Below are 15,094 nucleotides of genomic sequence, written 5' to 3' on the forward strand. Positions count from 1 at the left end.
TCATGATGAGCGGCCCTGCTTTATTATAACGTTTTCAATAAATCCTCTATTTGCGCATAGACATATGTCAGCTGCTCATCGGTCATGCAATAGGGCGGCAGTATATAGAGTACATTGCCCAGCGGCCGCATCAATACGCTCCGTTCCAGCAGAAAGTTATAGGCTATATCCCGAATGTTGTTAAAATAAGAAGTCTGCCCGCTGGTAGCCAGATCAAACGCCAGAATGGTGCCCTGCTGACGGATGTTCCTGACGCAGCCGTAGCGCTGAAGTACCTGTGTAAAATGCTCATGCCGACTGGCAATGCGCTGGATGTTGCGCTGCGTCTCATCCGACAACGTCAAATCCAGGCTGGCCAGCGCGGCCGTACAGGCGAGTGGATTGGCCGTGAAGGAGTGACCGTGAAAGAGCGTCTTGAACTTATCGTCCGACAGAAAAGCGTCATAAATGGCCTGTGCGCAGGTGGTTACTCCCAGCGCCATTGTACCCCCGGTGAGGCCTTTCGACAGGCACATCAGGTCGGGCTGCTCAGTCAGATGATGGGAAGCAAACAACCGGCCGGTGCGGCCAAAACCGGTCATTACCTCATCGGCGATGAGTAAAGCGCCGGCGCTTCGGGCCAATTGCATCAATTTGTTCAGGATTTCCGGCTGGTACATCACCATACCGCCCGCGCCCTGGACCAGCGGTTCAAAAATAAAGGCAGCCACGTTATCATCCAGCAGTGCCTCCAGCTTTGCCAGTGCCTCTTCCTCCCGGCCGGGAACGGGTGCCGGTATATAGTCTACCTCAAATAGAAAAGGCGTAAACGGAGCCGTGAACGCGCTCCGGCCTCCTACGGCCATCGCCCCGAAGGTATCGCCGTGGTAGGCATCATCTAACGCAATAACCTTTGTGCGCGGCTGCCCGATGTTGTGCCAGTACTGAAAAGCCATTTTCAGCGCCACCTCTACTGCCGTAGAACCGTTGTCGGAGTAGAAAACCTTAGCCTGATGGTTGGGCAGAATGGGCAGCAGCCGCTCGGCCAGTTCTACGGCAGGCTGGTGGGTAAAGCCCGCAAAAATAACGTGTTCCAGCGTGCGGAGTTGGGCGGATACCCGCTCCGCTATATACGGATGCGCGTGGCCGTGCAGGTTGACCCACCACGACGAAATGGCATCGATGTACTGGTTCCCGGCTTCGTCGTATAACACCGCGCCCTCACCCCGGGTGATGGATATCGGGAGCGGAGCGGTCTGCATTTGCGTGAATGGATGCCAGATAACAGCCTGGTCACGCTCCGACAGCGTCTGCAAGGCCAATAAACTGTTTTGCATACTGAGAAATGATGTCTTTGGTAAGTGTTTCCTCCTGACCAATGCGGCCCAGGCAGGGCAGACCTGTGTAGTTGAGAATGAACTCTTCAGAAGCCGGCGTGGCTGGTCCGTTGAAGATGATGCCCAGCACGGGAATTTGCCGGTTCCGGCAGGCTTCTACTGATAGCAGGGTATGATTGATACTCCCGAGGTAGTTACGGGACACCAGCACAACGGGCAGATTCCACCGCTGCACCAGGTCAATATTCAGGTCGTGGTTGTTCAATGGGACCATGAGCCCACCGGCCAGTTCAATAATCAGGTGGTTGTCGGTGTCGGGTAAGGTAATCTGGTCCAGCGAAACCACTACGCCGTCGATGGCCGCGGCCGCGTGGGGCGACAGGGGCTGGGTGAGCCGGTAGGCTTCCGGGTGAAAGCGCGATACCGGATTGGTGATGAGTTGCTGAACCGTGCGCGTGTCGGAATCTTCCAGGCTGCCAGACTGCACCGGTTTCCAGTAATCAGCCTGTAAAGCCTCAACCAGCACCGCCGAGACTACGGTTTTGCCGATTTCAGTGCTGATGCCGGCAACAATAATGTGTTGTTTTTGCTGTTTCATAGGGTGGGAATACCGATTAATGCCGTTTGTAAAACTGACAGTAACCGGTCAATTTCTTCATACGTGTTAAAGGTGTGAATACAGATGCGCAGGCGCTCCTGCCCGGCCGGAACGGTGGGTGACAGAATTGCCCGGACGTCAAAGCCAGCCAGTTGTGCGGCTTCGGCAACCTGCCGGGCAGCCTCGTTGCCGGGTACAATCAGGCATTGAATCGGGCTACGGCTGTCGGTCCAGATAGCGTCAGGCAGGTATTCGGAAGCTTTTTGCCGGAAGTAGGCAACCCGGTTGTGCAGTTGTTGCTGCGCGTGTGGGTGCTGCTTGAGATACGCGTAAGCAGCCCGAATACTGAGGTAGCTATGAGGAGGCAGGGCCGTGGTGTAAATAAAAGAGCGGGCGAAGTTAGTGAGGTATTCCGACAGGATTGCCGGCCCGACAATGGCAGCTCCGTGTACACCCATTGCCTTGCCAAAGGTATGAACGCGGGCCAAAACGCGGTCCTGCAGGCCCAGGGCGACCACCAAACCCTCGCCATTGGGCCCGTAAATACCCGTTGCGTGCGCTTCGTCGACGAGCAGCGCGGCTCCGTATTGGTCGCATACATCCGCCAGTTCGACCAGAGGGGCTACATCGCCATCCATCGAGTATACCGACTCAACGGCTACATAGGCCTGTCCCTGCGTTTTTGCCAGCAAACGCACCAAATCCTCAATATCGTTATGGCGAAAGCGGTAGCGGGCAGCGTAGCTAAGCCGGGCACCATCGATCATGCTGGCGTGGATGAGTTCGTCGGTAATCAGGGTATCCTCCCGCCTGGCAATGCAGGCCAGCAAGCCCAGGTTAGCATCGTACCCCGAATTGAAAATCCGGGCGGATTCGGCCTGATGAAAAGCGGCAAGCTCCACTTCTACCTCCTCAGCCAGCAGGGTATTGCCCGCTAATAAGCGCGAACCGGTGGCCCCGGTATACGCAGTTGAAAAAGCTTCATCAGCCGCCTGAATAGTCCGTTTCAGGTTTGCAGAGCGTGCAAAGCCGAGGTAATCATTGGAGCAAAAGTCGAGCAAACTATCTGTCTGTTTAAGTGTACGCAGCAACCCGGCCGCCCGGTGAGCGTGTACTTTATGCTCCAGCCTTTCAATAGCCCTTTTCACCAATGTATTCAGATGATTCGGCTGCAAAGGTACACGGATATTAGGTTTTAGGCTACCACGGCTCCGGATGAGAAACACAAAGGGATAGTTATCCACATTCGAATGTGGATAACTATCCCTTTGTGTACATAACTATAGCGACCCAGGGGGCTAAATGGCTATCATCAAGCCGCTTCCCGGGTGGCTACCGATTCGGCCTGTTCAGACAGAATTTCAATAATCTTCTTCGCAAACAAGTGAGCATGCCCACCTGACCGGCCGGTTACCAGGTCACCATCTACCACCACATCTTCGTTGGTATAAATAGCCCCGTAAGCTTTAGCATCGCCAATGAGGTTGTTATGGCACACCAGCGGCCGGCCCTTAACCAGCTCCGTAGCCGGTGCCACCAGCCAGAGACCGTGACAGATGATCCCTTTCAAAATGGACTTTTCGGCAAATACCCGCTTCAAAAACTCCGTGGCCGGCGGAATTTTTTCTACATCTTCGGTATAGCGCAGCCGGTCGGATACCATTCCGGACGGAACAATAATGGCGGAGTAACTCCGCAGTTCCTCATCGCTCATATTCTCGAAACTTTCCCAGCAGTCCATTGGAACTTTGTACTCATGGCCGTGGAAGGTAATTCGTTCCTGTCCCCAAAGCCGGGTCAGGAAGTGCAGGTCGGCACCTTCTTCGGGAAAGCGGTATTTGTAATAGAATATCTCGTTCTCGAAATAATCGCTTTCCAGCAGAACACCAATTTTTTTGCCTTTCAGTTTCATAGTCAATTGATCTTACAGCGTAGCAGAACCTTCGCGGGGGACAAAATCATCGACCACGTACTTGGTGAGGATAGGCGAACCATTCGGTCCGGCTTTTAAGGTCCAGGTTTGATACGCATCGGCATTGATGCGTTTGCTGGTAGCCTCAGGGGCCGTCCAGACGCTGGCTTCCCACTGAACCACGACATCGACCGTAGCTGTATCGCCGTGAATAGTAGGCTCTGCTTTGGTAACCGTATGCACCTCATCGAAGAAAGTACGGATAACGCGCTGGTACCAGCTTTCAAAGCCAGCATAGCCATAAACCGTTACCTCCGGAAAAACACATTCCAGTTCGGCATCAGCCAGCAGCGGCAATATCTCTACCATCGGCGCGTGAACATCCAGTTTACGGTACCAGTCGGCCACAAACCGTTGGATAGCTTCTTCGGTTAACTGTGTCTCTTGAGCAATCATTGTCTTGGGATGAGTAAAAGTTGATGTTGGTCAGGCCAGCGACCCATCGGGGTGCTGCACCATACCGGCAAAGTGAATAGCAATTTTTCCGTCGCGGAGTACCCAGCTATCGGCAAAGCGCATGTTGGCGTCGCCGTCTTTGGTTTTCATGGTAATCTGCTCCGTAATCATGAGCGTTTCGGGGTCTTCGGTCTCGGCCCAGAATACGATATCCGTTTCCAGCCCGTCGATGCCCAGAATACCCTGCATGTGTTGGTTAATCTGGTCGCGCCCTTTGTAGATAATGGGTTTTTTTGAGAAGCTGCTGATCAGTAGGGCATCATCGGTGTACTGATCCAGTAAAGCGTCTATATTCTTGTCTAAAATGTGCTGGATGTGCTCGCGGTACATCTGGCCCAGTTTGGTATCGGGTACGTTGGTCATAGTGCAAACAGTTGATAGAAGCAGAGGGGAAAATCATGGGGTACAGGCCGTTTTGTTAGCTGTACCCCATGACATACAGATTCTGGTCATTTAATTACTCACCACCACCCGGCGGAGGAGGCACTACCCCAAGTTGCTGCAGCAGACCTAGTTCATCAACGTTAGCCCAGCGCTCGGCAATCTTGCCGTCTTTCATCCGGACTACCGTGGTTCCGGTAAACTGAAGCGCTTTGCCACTTGGCGGCATTCCCATTACACCACCACTGTCGGTTCCGTTCAGTATCCAGCGGTGTACAACCTTGTCGTCGGTGTAAATCTGATCCAGAATGGTCAGGCGGATGTCAGGCATAGCGTTGCGGAACATACCGACGATATGCTTAAAGCTACCGGCACCGGGTTCTGTCTTGGTTTTTCCGCCTACTTGTGAATGGTCGACCGCATCTTCTGATAACAGGTCTTCACGCACAACTCCTTTGTTCCAGGCCGAATCGAAAAATTCGACACATACCTCGTTGTTTTGTTCTGCGGTAAGGGGCATAACATTTACTTGTTTATTGGTTTGAACTTGATTTTGCGAATCAGTAGCGGGAAGTGCCGGTACGGTAAACGGCCGGCCTCCCAGGAAAGCTTCTACTATCCAGATCGTATTAATGTAGTTTCGGAACAGGACGACCTTACCCTGTTCGTTGGTAACTACAATATGAACAACGCTGGTCTTGAACGGCACACCCGTTGCCAGAGAGGTACCGCCTTCGTCGATAACAATGGCCGCCGTATTGCCCTGGTAAAGCATCCGGGTTGGTTTGAAATGGTCGAAGTGCATGGTCTCCAGAATCTGGTTGGCCGATTCGGCGGCTGCATCGGGTCCGCGTCGTTCGCTGGCCCACGACAGCAGGTCTGCCGGTCCAAAAATATCCCACACCACATCCTCGGCAAACACTTTGCGCACTTCAGGCACATTCAGGCCCTGCAGGGCCGCATACATGGCCATCACGGTCTTAACCGTCAGCGGAGGGGTCTCCAGCAGCGCCGGGTCGAACAGAATACTGTCGGTTTTACGGTCCGAAGCAAGGGGTTTGGCCACATAGTAGCTGGCGTTTTCGGCCGGATTCACGGTAAACGGCCGGCCGCCCATAACCGCTTCGACAATGGGATAGGTATCAAGGTAAATCTGCAACAGGCTGATTTTGCCCCCGCGTACTGTTATCCAGTGTACAATATCGCCGGTGAAGGCAACCCCACTCTGCCGGGCCGTTCCGCCGGCGCTGATAATCACCGCTACCGTATTGCCCTGCGCTACATACTGTTGCGGATTCCAATACGGGTTCTCAATGCTCTGATCGTAAAGGCGGAAGAATTCGGCCACACGTTCAGGGCCGTTCCACTCGCCTGCCCAGGGTAAAATGTCTGTGGGGCCGGGAGCCTCCCATACCACATCATCGGCCAGGCAGGTAAGTGCTTCGTCGATACGCCCACCGGCAACAGCCGCGTAGAATTGCTCCAGCAAGGGTACCGGATTCAGGTCATATACGCTGGTGTTCGTCAGAACGGCCAGATCAACGACCTCTTGGGACGAGTTGACCACCGAACCTGACACCCGAATCACGGCATCGGCCCCTTCCTGAGCGAATTGCAGGTCGTCTCTCGTTAAACCGGGCTGGGCAATAATCAGCACATCATCATCAGCATGAAATTCAGAAATGGTCAGCGGTTGCTCCGGAACCTGGCCATTCATCACCCAGTATTGCTGTGCATTAGCAGTAGTCATTGGTCATTTTGGTTACTGTGATTACTTTACTCCTACCTGTTGTCCAAAAGCAGCTTCGGTCGGCAATACACCGGCGAGCTGCCCTACCAGTTGCAGGCATACTTTACCATCCTGCAACAGCATGACATCATACACACTCCGGGGTCCCAGATTGCTCATGACCGTAGCCTCAAACCATACATAATCGACATCGCTGGTAATATTCTCCACCGAAAGGGGGGTAAATCCCGATTCTTTGGCAAACAGGTCGCGGAACATGCTGCGGATAGACTCACGCCCGGTTACGTCGATACGAGCCGTAACAAGGCGGGCATCGTCGGTAAAAAAGTCATCCGCCAGCGCATCGGCATCCCCCCGGATATGAAAATCGAGATACCACTGGTGAAATGCCCGTGCTTCCTGATTATCAGGGGGCGTAAAGCCGGCAAAATCACCGTCCTGCCAAACCGTACCCTGTCGCAAGCCATAGAGCTGAAGGTAAATTTTTTCATCGCGCAGAAATTTCACCTCATACACCTTTACGGCATCACCCTGGGGATTGTCGATGGTAAGCTCCAGCCAGATAAAGTTCCTGCCGGCTTCAAACTTATCAATCGTACGGGCACCCATGGTACTGAGCCGCTGCAGGTACAGATGCAGAATCTCTTTGATAGCATCATGCCCCTGTGCCCTAAACTGAAAGCTGTGCAGACGGGCATCGTCGGTATAGCAGGCATCGACCAAACCGTCAACGTCGCCTTTTACCAGAAAGCTTATTTGCTTAGCCTGGAAATCATGGGCCAGCTTCAGATAATCTTCTCCCATGGGTACAAGGTGTCAGTTATTAGTTTGACGACCAGTCAAATTTGGTAAATACCCCGTTCTGCCGATCATCTACGCCTTCCCAGTCTACACCAAAGGCGTGCAGGTAGCTGCGCTTGCCACGGCCCAGCGCAAAACGGGGAGCAGCCGGGTGTACCGTGTTTTCGATGTAAATGGGCTCATCCGGGTTTAGTCCCTCGGTCGCTTCCACCAGGTAGTCAACCATACCTGGTACATGAATAGAAAAGGTCTTACCTGTCTTCTCAATAGTCATTGGGCGGGACTCCATACCCAGGAACTTAGTCACCCAACCGGCCGCCAGCTCCATCGGCCCACCAGCCTGACCGCCGAGAATGGTTGCCAGGGCACCCTGCTGCTCCGGCGTATTTTTTTCATTGGCAATAAGGCCCAGCGCCCAGTTGCCGTCGGCCATAGCACCCGGCACATCAACGACCAGGGCAATAGCAACACCGTCGAGCGAAACATCGCCGAAATGGCCTTCTTCTACGTCAAAAACAATACAGATTTTACAAAAGCCCTGGGTGGGTATTTCGGTGAAGTTACTGATGGGACAGGGGCAGCGCAAATAATCGCAGCTACAGTTACCGAAAAAATCTCCTTTAATATGCCACTTTACAGCAGATTCCATAGTAATACTGGATGGGGGTTAGTAAATGTTCAAATCAAAATTTCATTTTAGGGTATTGACAAATTCAGGTGAACAAACGGGTATACCACTGCCGGAGATTTGAGCTTCACCCATATACATAGGCGGTCCCTGAATGGCCACAAGCAGGTCGGGGCGGAAAGCCACAACCAATCCCAGCACAATCAGCACAACGCCTATCAAATTGGCATACCATTCGCCACGCGGCAGAATTTTCTCGATAAATACTGCTACGGTAATCAGCAGTACCCAACGCAGTGACATAGAGCCAATCAGGGCCATAATGCCCATTAAGGCCCAGCAACATCCAACGCAATAAAAAGCATGTTCGAACGACAGGCGCAGGGTTCCTTTATACCCCGTATACCAGTGCCCCATCAGAAACGTAAAGGGACTTTGGCAGACTTTAAGGCATCTACGCTTCAGCTCCGAAAACTGAAATAATCCGGCCCCGACAAACGAAACGCCCAAGACATACGGCATAGCCGCATCAAATGACGCATACGTCTGCTCCAGCAGCCCCAGCCCCAGGTTGATGAGATAGATGGGAAGACCGGTCAGCAGCCAGACAAACAGATAAACCAACATAAACAAATACGTCGGTACTCCCTTTTGCCCTACCTGTAGCTGCTTTACGCGCAAAGTGCCATATAGCATAATCATAGGCAGGGCGCTGGGCAGCATCATGGCGGCCATCATGATGCCCCAGGCTATGATATAGGAAACAGCCTGACTGACTGAAACAGAATTAATATCAACCATCATGGCCATCCCCATCTGCGGAGATAAGGTAGCCATCCAGGCTAATAAAGTGATTAGTAAAAGAAGGCAGAAAAAGGTCCGGTTTAAACGTATTGATGTTTGAACCGGCACTTCACTGATCATGAACATACACTCAGCGAGGTTAAAAGGTCGTGAGAGACGCCCCTGAGAAAACAGAGGCCAGTACCGCTCTACAAAAAGCGGTATGGAATCGGCTGGGCTTATTGCGAGAAAAGCCCAGCCGGCTCTATACTAGACATTACGCAATCTTTGTCAAAATCAGGCAGGTATAACACCTAGTTGCTGCATCAGCCCGAAGTCATTTTCGTTTACGTGTACCGAAACGATCTTACCTTGCTGAATGGTGAAGATGTCAATACCGAAATCCTTGATGTGGTTGCCGGTTGGCGCAGCACCCAGAAACTCACCGTTGTGGGTACCTTCAATCTGCCAGCGGCTGGCTACCTTGTTGCCTTCAGCCATCTGCCGCAGGACCGTAAACTTAATATCCGGGAATGCGTTGCGCAGGTATTGTACAAAGCCGCGGAAATTGTCGTAGCCGCTGATAGGTGCAGGCTGGGTTGGAATGATAAAAGCAAACTGCGGGTCCAGAATTTCTTCAATTACCTCCAGTTTGCCTTCGCTCATGATGTCCTGGAAATACCGCTGTACCAGGGCTTCGTTTTCGGCTAACTGCGCATTGGGATCCTGACCGTTGGTTGATGGCAGAACGCCCAATTGCAGCATCAGACCGAGGGTATCTTCATGCCCGATGGACTCCGTAATTTTACCATCCTTAATGGTATGCCAGGTCATTCCATCAATTTCGAAGAAATTACCGGTGGCTTCGATATTGCCTTTCACCGTCAGCAGCGGTCCACCGGTATGCGTTCCGCCCCCTCTCCAGCGGGTAGCTACCCAGTCGCCATTGGCAACCATATCCTGCGGGTCGATATAAAAGTCTGGAAATGCAGTGTGCAGCATTTCTACGAGACCAATGAACCCATCGGGTCCTTTAAACGGTTCGGGGTGAGTGGGCAGGGTAAAGATGAAATCAGGGGTAAGAAGTTCGTAGGCCGTATCTTTATTGGCCTGCGTCATGATTTCATGAAAATAGCGCCGGGCAATAGCCTTGTTCGGATTACCTTTTGTCATGGTAGTGTAGGTTTAAAAATCGATTCAGGAAGAGATTAATTGTCACTGAGAATCATATCAGCGGCTTTTTCACCGATCATGAAACTAGCCGCCACTGTATTGCCGCTGGTTACCGTCGGCATCACAGAGGCATCGGCTACGCGCAGGCCCTGCACACCACGTACGCGCAGTTGCGGGTCAACCACAGCCATTGGGTCGGTATCACTGCCGATTTTACAGGTACCGGCCGGGTGCCAGAGTGTTGAACTCTGCGTCCGGATAAAGCCGTCCGGATCGCCGGGGCCAGGGGCAAGTTCGCCACCGTTCAGGCTGGAGAAAGCCTCCGTATCTGCAATTTTCCGGATAATCTCCAGCGCTTTATGGAATACCTCCAGGTCGGCCGGATGCCCGAAATAATTCGGGTTAATCAGCGGCTTATCCATCGGGTCGGCAGAGCGGAGCTGTACACTGCCGATACTCTTCGGCTGCACCAGAATCGGCAGAAAAATAGCGACGTTGCCACCAAAGTCGGGCAGTAGCGGAGCCAAGGGTGACGGAATGCTGGGTGTAAAGTTCAGTTGCAGATCGGGCACCGTAGCCTCCTCTGCGGTTTTTACAAACAGCACGTTCCCCGTGAGCAGCGTGGTCATGGGGCGTTCGCTCTTCGCCCGGAAAATAACCGGTAGCTGAATATGGTCCTGCAGGTTCTGACCAACGCCCGGCAGGTCGGCGGCTACCGGAATACCCATGCTCGTCAGGTGATCGGCAGGACCAACACCCGACAGCATCAAGATTTTAGGGCTTTGCAAAGCACCGGCGCTAACAATGACCTCTTTCTCAACCATAATCTGCTCGGTAGCCCCGTTGCGAACAAACTCGACTCCCACTGCGCGGCCATCTCTGATGATTACGCGGGTGACCTGCGCTTCGGAAATAACGGTCAGGTTGGGGCGGGTAAGCACCGGGCAGATAAAGGCCGTAGCGCCACTAGCCCGCTTTCCGTCGGGCGAGATATGAAACTGCAGCAGCCCGGCGCCGTTTTCCTGGCGTTCGCCGTTGTAATCCCAGTAAGGGCCGTCGTAACCGGCCTCTACGGCACCCTTCAGAAATTCTTCGGAGCGCATCACTTCGTCGGGGCAGTCGCAGACACTCAGCTCACCGCCGGTGCCGTGATAGTCGGATGCTCCGCCGGCATAGTCTTCCGACTTTTTGAAATACGGCAGAACTTCCCTGAAGCTCCAGCCGGTAGCACCCCGGGCGCTCCACTCGTTGAAATTTTCGGGATTTCCCCGAACATACATCATGGCATTGATCGTGGTACTGCCACCAACCACTTTACCCTGGTTGATGGTAAGCTCGCGGTCAGCCATGCCCGGCTGCGGAGTTGTGGGCAGTGCCCAGTCGAGATCAGACCCCCATAATTTCACAAAACCGCCGGGGTCCTGTGTATTGGGGTCTTCAGACCAGGCTCCTGCTTCAATCACTACCACGCTTGTACCGGGGTCAGTGCTCAGCCGGTTGGCGAGCACACTTCCAGACGCCCCCGATCCGATGATCGCGTAGTGGTAAGTAGATGGAACATTCATGGCAAGGCCAAAGGTTTACAGTTGGTTAAGGGCAGAGCCCTTCCAGATAGTTTCCAGCGTATTACGTCTCGTTTGTTACTGCGAGCAGTTTGACTTGATCCAGTCGGGATGAAAATCACCCTCCAGCACCAGGTCGATCAGGAACGGCTTATCATCGGCCAGCATACGTTCAATAGCCGGCTGAATGTCTTCGGCTTTTTCTACCCGTACGGCGTTAACCCCCATCGACTGCGCCAGCAGGTCGAAGCGGATAGGCGGATACGACAGATCGAACGAGAGCGGATGTTTCCGGTCTTCTATGCTGCGCTCCTTCCAGTACACATCAATGTTGAGCTGTAGCAGTTTATAGGATCCGTTGTTACAGACCACAAACTTAGCGCCGGTATTATGGCGGGCTGCCGACCACAAGGCCTGGATGGTGTACATACTGCCGCCGTCGCCGGAGAAGCCAATAACTGTTTTGTTTGGGTGGGCCAGTTTAGCGCCCAACGCACCGGGGAAACCGATACCGAGTGAGCCGCCACGGGTTATGAAATAGCTGCCGGGTGCTTTGGGAGGTATCTGTTTCTGAACGTCAGGTGAGTTGGTCAGCGCTTCGTCAACAATGACAACATCGTCCGGAACATGCGTTGCCAGCACTTCTGCAAACTGCCCCATCTTCAGCCGGCCGGATTCTGACGGCGTCGTTGGGGTTATTTCGGCTTTTTGCTTCTCCCGAGCTTCGGTAAACTGGCGAAGGCGATCGGCACCGGCCTGTTTCTGGGCGTCGGTCATGATACGCGCCAGAGCCTCGGCCAGCGCCTGCAGCGACAGCTTCGGATCACTTACCACCCCAAGATCGACATGGTGATTCTTCGCAATTTCGTACGCGTTCAGGTCAAAGTGAATTACTTTGGCACCGGGCTTGTAAATATCTTCCAGACGCGGGAATACCTCCGGCACCATATAGGTACCGGCAATCAGGTTGACATCACCCTTGCTGGTGATTGGATGGCTGTACTCGCCAAACATATGGCCGGTGGTTCCCATGTAGAGCGGATGGGTATTGTCCATGAACACATCGCCAAAATCCACGCCGTATACTTCGGCACCCAGCAATTCGGCCACGCGGGTCAGTTCGCTGTTGGCACCGGAATAGGCCACGCCGTCGCCGGCGAAAATCATGGGTTTTTCGGCAGCCGCCAGCATTCGGGCCGCTTCCTCGATCTGATCAGGTGACGGCAGTACCCGTGTAGAGGGCAAACTTGTCGGCACAACCGGCTCATCGTTAACCGCATCCAGCACATCCATCGGCAAACAGACATATACCGGTCCCATAGGCGGAGTAGCCGCTATCTTGATAGCCCGGCGCAGGGTCCGCAGTAACGACTTCGGCGTCAGCACCATAGTCGAGTATTTGGTTACCGGAGCCATCATAGACACCAGATCGTTGGCCATCTGGGCGTCCATGTTCATGTACTGCAAGCCCGCATCCGATCCAATGACCACCAAAGGTGCATGACCGCGCTTGGCCTGGTACAACGCCCCTACGGCGTTACCAATACCCGGCGAGCTATGCAACTGCACCAGTGTCGGCTTCTGCGTGGCTCTGGCGTAGCCGTCGGCCATCAGAACGGCGACACTTTCCTGCAGCGTCAGGATGTACTTCATTGCCGGGAAATCGGCCACGGCATCCAGGAAACCCTGTTCCACCGTGCCCGGGTTTCCGAACATATGATCCATGCCGTCGGCCAGGAATTGCTCAATAATGGCATGGTTCCCCGTTCGTGTTACCTGCCCATTGGTCCGTTGAGTCGACTCATTACCCTGAATAAGCGTTTGCATAAGGATCAGGATCTAATTATTACCAGCCATAGCGTTTCAGGCCGTTATCGAGGACATTAACAAACTGCTCACCGAATTCAAATGCGCACTGAAGTGAGCGGGCGGTGATAAACGGATAATCAACAATAACAGAGGTCTGCTTGCCGAAATTACCATGATACTGCCCTTCCGGGCCTACGGCATCTGAAAGCATATACTCCAGCGTATATGGCGGAGGCCCCATGTTCAGGTCGGTGTGCAGAAAACCGGTGTTATCGTGGTAATCATACTCGATACAGTGGCCTGTCACGTGCTTGCCGCGGATTATCGACTTGCGCTCGTTGAAGTCGCGGGCAAAGATCAGCGGAGCCACGCCGTAGCAGATGGCCCCAATCGGCATATTCTTCTTGTAAAAAGCCAGAATAATGTCGTGCACCCGCTGGTTGTTCACCATATCAATGATTGGTCCGCTACCACCTACCAGCAGCAGGGCAGCATATTCTTCGGTCAGTTTGTCCTGAGCAACCTTAACATCGCTGAAATACTGTTCAAATTTTCTCAGGAAATCGGGCGTTGAGAAATAAGGTCGCTCCGGGATTTCTTCCGACATGTTCCGGCGTTGTTCGAGCCGGTTGGTAGCCTCAAACGCCTTAACTTTTTCGGCCGCTTCAGACGTTGTTACACACATACCGAGTGGAGGGTCGACGTAGGTAGTGTCATAACTAGGCGGCAGGGCTTCGGCCTTTTTGCCTTTAGGGGTCATAAACTCTACGGTATAGCCGGCCTCTTCCAGCTTTTCGAGAGGCCCAACCAGTTCAATGCCCCAATAACCAAACTCAGATAAGATAGCTAAAACTTTCTTTGACATAGCGTCGAAGATTTAGTGAATGTAAAAGGATTTTACTGTAAAATGACAAGATGAAAACTTCCTAAAGATAGAGCCGAATTTAACTACGAGCAGCACCGTGGTAGTTAAACCGAAGCGTCGGCGGAAGCTTCTGAAAGAAAGCTGCCCCAAATGTTGCAAAGAACATGACCAAACGCAAGACCCAATTCATGTTTTTATTAATCGTGCTAAAAAATTAACGGCGCTTCATATACCTGAGTCTCATTGGGTATAGGCTAATAGCCGGTAAAACTGCTGCAATTGTAAGCATTAACCATGGCCCGGCAACCAACCTTTTGAGTGAACGGTAACCTAATTCTAAACGACAATTACTTACTTAGGCCCTGGGAGCCTGTAATCCCTGATGGGCAGGCTATGCCGGTCAGGACTCCGCCTTCAGCCCTGCATACACCAGGATTCTGACCGATTACAAACTCTTTTTTCTTAAACATTTTTTTATTTGACTTGTAAGGGGGCTTTCTATATGTTTACGCCTGTTATACGGTGTTGTCACCGGCAAATAAAAAGCAGAAAATAAAGCTTGTATATTTCCGCAGGATTAGCACATTTGCAGCACATTGAGTTGCTGATATGCAGCATCAACCAAATTTTTTAGCAGCCCAACCTGTTGCCGACCACAGAGTTGCAATGAATGAAGTGTTTTTCCGGTGTCCCTTTGGTCAAGTGTTGACTCGGAAACAAACCTTCTCCAATTGATCAATACGTCGATCTGAAGACCTTTACGGGCACTTCGCCGGCTCTGATGATTACTTTATGCTTACAACAGCTTACTTATCTGGCGAGAGTTATACAAACCAGTATGAGTAAGTACCAACCGTAACCTATCTGGTTCCTGACCAGACAGGTATCTTCCAGCAAAACACTTTATAGATTTTGATTACGGTGGCATCGGTAAAGACAGCACTCTTTACCGATTTCTCATCTTCGGGCAGTTGAGCGCTGCCTGTGGTGCATATAGTGT

14 protein-coding genes are annotated in these 15,094 nt (G+C 52.6%); all 14 read right to left on the reverse strand.

What is annotated here, in order from left to right; translation table 11 throughout:
- Positions 1–23 precede the first annotated feature (23 nt).
- The 14 genes from bioA to ABD931_RS19700 all read right to left on the reverse strand — a co-directional run bounded on the left by bioA (position 24) and on the right by ABD931_RS19700 (position 14,094).
- Entirely contained in the window at positions 24–1,316 is a 1,293-nt protein-coding gene (gene bioA, locus ABD931_RS19635) for an adenosylmethionine--8-amino-7-oxononanoate transaminase (protein WP_345269603.1), read from the reverse strand.
- Positions 1,273–1,914, reverse strand: coding sequence for a dethiobiotin synthase (bioD, locus tag ABD931_RS19640; protein ID WP_345269604.1), 642 nt, complete (start codon positions 1,912–1,914; stop codon positions 1,273–1,275). Before bioD ends, bioA begins: the two co-directional genes overlap by 44 nt.
- On the reverse strand, positions 1,911–3,089 hold the full coding sequence (locus ABD931_RS19645) for an aminotransferase class I/II-fold pyridoxal phosphate-dependent enzyme (RefSeq protein ID WP_345269605.1): 1,179 nt from the start codon (positions 3,087–3,089) through the stop codon (positions 1,911–1,913). Before ABD931_RS19645 ends, bioD begins: the two co-directional genes overlap by 4 nt.
- A gap of 137 nt (positions 3,090–3,226) precedes the next feature.
- A complete protein-coding gene (locus ABD931_RS19650; RefSeq protein ID WP_345269607.1) occupies positions 3,227–3,826 on the reverse strand; it encodes a DJ-1/PfpI family protein in 600 nt (199 codons plus the stop codon).
- 12 nt (positions 3,827–3,838) lie between these two features.
- Positions 3,839–4,282 carry a globin family protein gene (locus ABD931_RS19655; RefSeq protein ID WP_345269608.1) on the reverse strand — a complete coding sequence of 148 codons (444 nt, stop codon included), beginning with the start codon at positions 4,280–4,282 and terminating at the stop codon, positions 3,839–3,841.
- 30 nt (positions 4,283–4,312) lie between these two features.
- Positions 4,313–4,705, reverse strand: coding sequence for a nuclear transport factor 2 family protein (locus tag ABD931_RS19660; RefSeq protein WP_345269609.1), 393 nt, complete (start codon positions 4,703–4,705; stop codon positions 4,313–4,315).
- A gap of 94 nt (positions 4,706–4,799) precedes the next feature.
- Positions 4,800–6,473 carry a nuclear transport factor 2 family protein gene (locus tag ABD931_RS19665; protein ID WP_345269610.1) on the reverse strand — a complete coding sequence of 558 codons (1,674 nt, stop codon included), beginning with the start codon at positions 6,471–6,473 and terminating at the stop codon, positions 4,800–4,802.
- A gap of 21 nt (positions 6,474–6,494) precedes the next feature.
- Entirely contained in the window at positions 6,495–7,277 is a 783-nt protein-coding gene (locus ABD931_RS19670) for a nuclear transport factor 2 family protein (protein ID WP_345269611.1), read from the reverse strand.
- Between the two features lie 19 nt (positions 7,278–7,296).
- Entirely contained in the window at positions 7,297–7,923 is a 627-nt protein-coding gene (locus tag ABD931_RS19675) for a DUF1326 domain-containing protein (RefSeq protein ID WP_345269612.1), read from the reverse strand.
- 42 nt (positions 7,924–7,965) lie between these two features.
- On the reverse strand, positions 7,966–8,739 hold the full coding sequence (locus ABD931_RS19680; protein ID WP_345269613.1) for a DUF2182 domain-containing protein: 774 nt from the start codon (positions 8,737–8,739) through the stop codon (positions 7,966–7,968).
- Positions 8,740–8,982: 243 nt separating this feature from the next.
- Complete coding sequence (locus ABD931_RS19685) at positions 8,983–9,858, reverse strand: ester cyclase (RefSeq protein WP_345269614.1); 876 nt, start codon at positions 9,856–9,858, stop codon at positions 8,983–8,985.
- Positions 9,859–9,893: 35 nt separating this feature from the next.
- Positions 9,894–11,423, reverse strand: coding sequence for a GMC family oxidoreductase (locus tag ABD931_RS19690; RefSeq protein ID WP_345269615.1), 1,530 nt, complete (start codon positions 11,421–11,423; stop codon positions 9,894–9,896).
- A 75-nt stretch (positions 11,424–11,498) separates the two neighbouring features.
- Complete coding sequence (locus ABD931_RS19695; protein ID WP_345269616.1) at positions 11,499–13,247, reverse strand: thiamine pyrophosphate-binding protein; 1,749 nt, start codon at positions 13,245–13,247, stop codon at positions 11,499–11,501.
- Between the two features lie 19 nt (positions 13,248–13,266).
- Positions 13,267–14,094 (reverse strand): type 1 glutamine amidotransferase domain-containing protein, encoded by an 828-nt coding sequence (locus ABD931_RS19700; RefSeq protein WP_345269617.1) that lies wholly within the window; start codon positions 14,092–14,094, stop codon positions 13,267–13,269.
- Between the last annotated feature and the right edge of the window lie 1,000 nt (positions 14,095–15,094).

It is taken from the genome of Nibrella viscosa, from assembly GCF_039541875.1.
In the GTDB taxonomy this organism is placed as follows: Bacteria; Bacteroidota; Bacteroidia; order Cytophagales; family Spirosomataceae; genus Nibrella; species Nibrella viscosa.

What these genes read in the sequence shown, in the direction of transcription:
- ABD931_RS19670 (WP_345269611.1), bottom strand. Translation starts at nt 7,277, where the DNA reads ATGGGAGAAGATTATCTGAAGCTGGCCCATGATTTCCAGGCTAAGCAA.
- ABD931_RS19660 (WP_345269609.1), bottom strand. Translation starts at nt 4,705, where the DNA reads ATGACCAACGTACCCGATACCAAACTGGGCCAGATGTACCGCGAGCAC.
- ABD931_RS19650 (WP_345269607.1), bottom strand. Translation starts at nt 3,826, where the DNA reads ATGAAACTGAAAGGCAAAAAAATTGGTGTTCTGCTGGAAAGCGATTAT.
- ABD931_RS19700 (WP_345269617.1), bottom strand. Translation starts at nt 14,094, where the DNA reads ATGTCAAAGAAAGTTTTAGCTATCTTATCTGAGTTTGGTTATTGGGGC.
- ABD931_RS19665 (WP_345269610.1), bottom strand. Translation starts at nt 6,473, where the DNA reads ATGACTACTGCTAATGCACAGCAATACTGGGTGATGAATGGCCAGGTT.
- bioD (WP_345269604.1), bottom strand. Translation starts at nt 1,914, where the DNA reads ATGAAACAGCAAAAACAACACATTATTGTTGCCGGCATCAGCACTGAA.
- ABD931_RS19690 (WP_345269615.1), bottom strand. Translation starts at nt 11,423, where the DNA reads ATGAATGTTCCATCTACTTACCACTACGCGATCATCGGATCGGGGGCG.
- ABD931_RS19695 (WP_345269616.1), bottom strand. Translation starts at nt 13,247, where the DNA reads ATGCAAACGCTTATTCAGGGTAATGAGTCGACTCAACGGACCAATGGG.
- bioA (WP_345269603.1), bottom strand. Translation starts at nt 1,316, where the DNA reads ATGCAAAACAGTTTATTGGCCTTGCAGACGCTGTCGGAGCGTGACCAG.
- ABD931_RS19680 (WP_345269613.1), bottom strand. Translation starts at nt 8,739, where the DNA reads ATGGCTACCTTATCTCCGCAGATGGGGATGGCCATGATGGTTGATATT.
- ABD931_RS19685 (WP_345269614.1), bottom strand. Translation starts at nt 9,858, where the DNA reads ATGACAAAAGGTAATCCGAACAAGGCTATTGCCCGGCGCTATTTTCAT.
- ABD931_RS19675 (WP_345269612.1), bottom strand. Translation starts at nt 7,923, where the DNA reads ATGGAATCTGCTGTAAAGTGGCATATTAAAGGAGATTTTTTCGGTAAC.
- ABD931_RS19655 (WP_345269608.1), bottom strand. Translation starts at nt 4,282, where the DNA reads ATGATTGCTCAAGAGACACAGTTAACCGAAGAAGCTATCCAACGGTTT.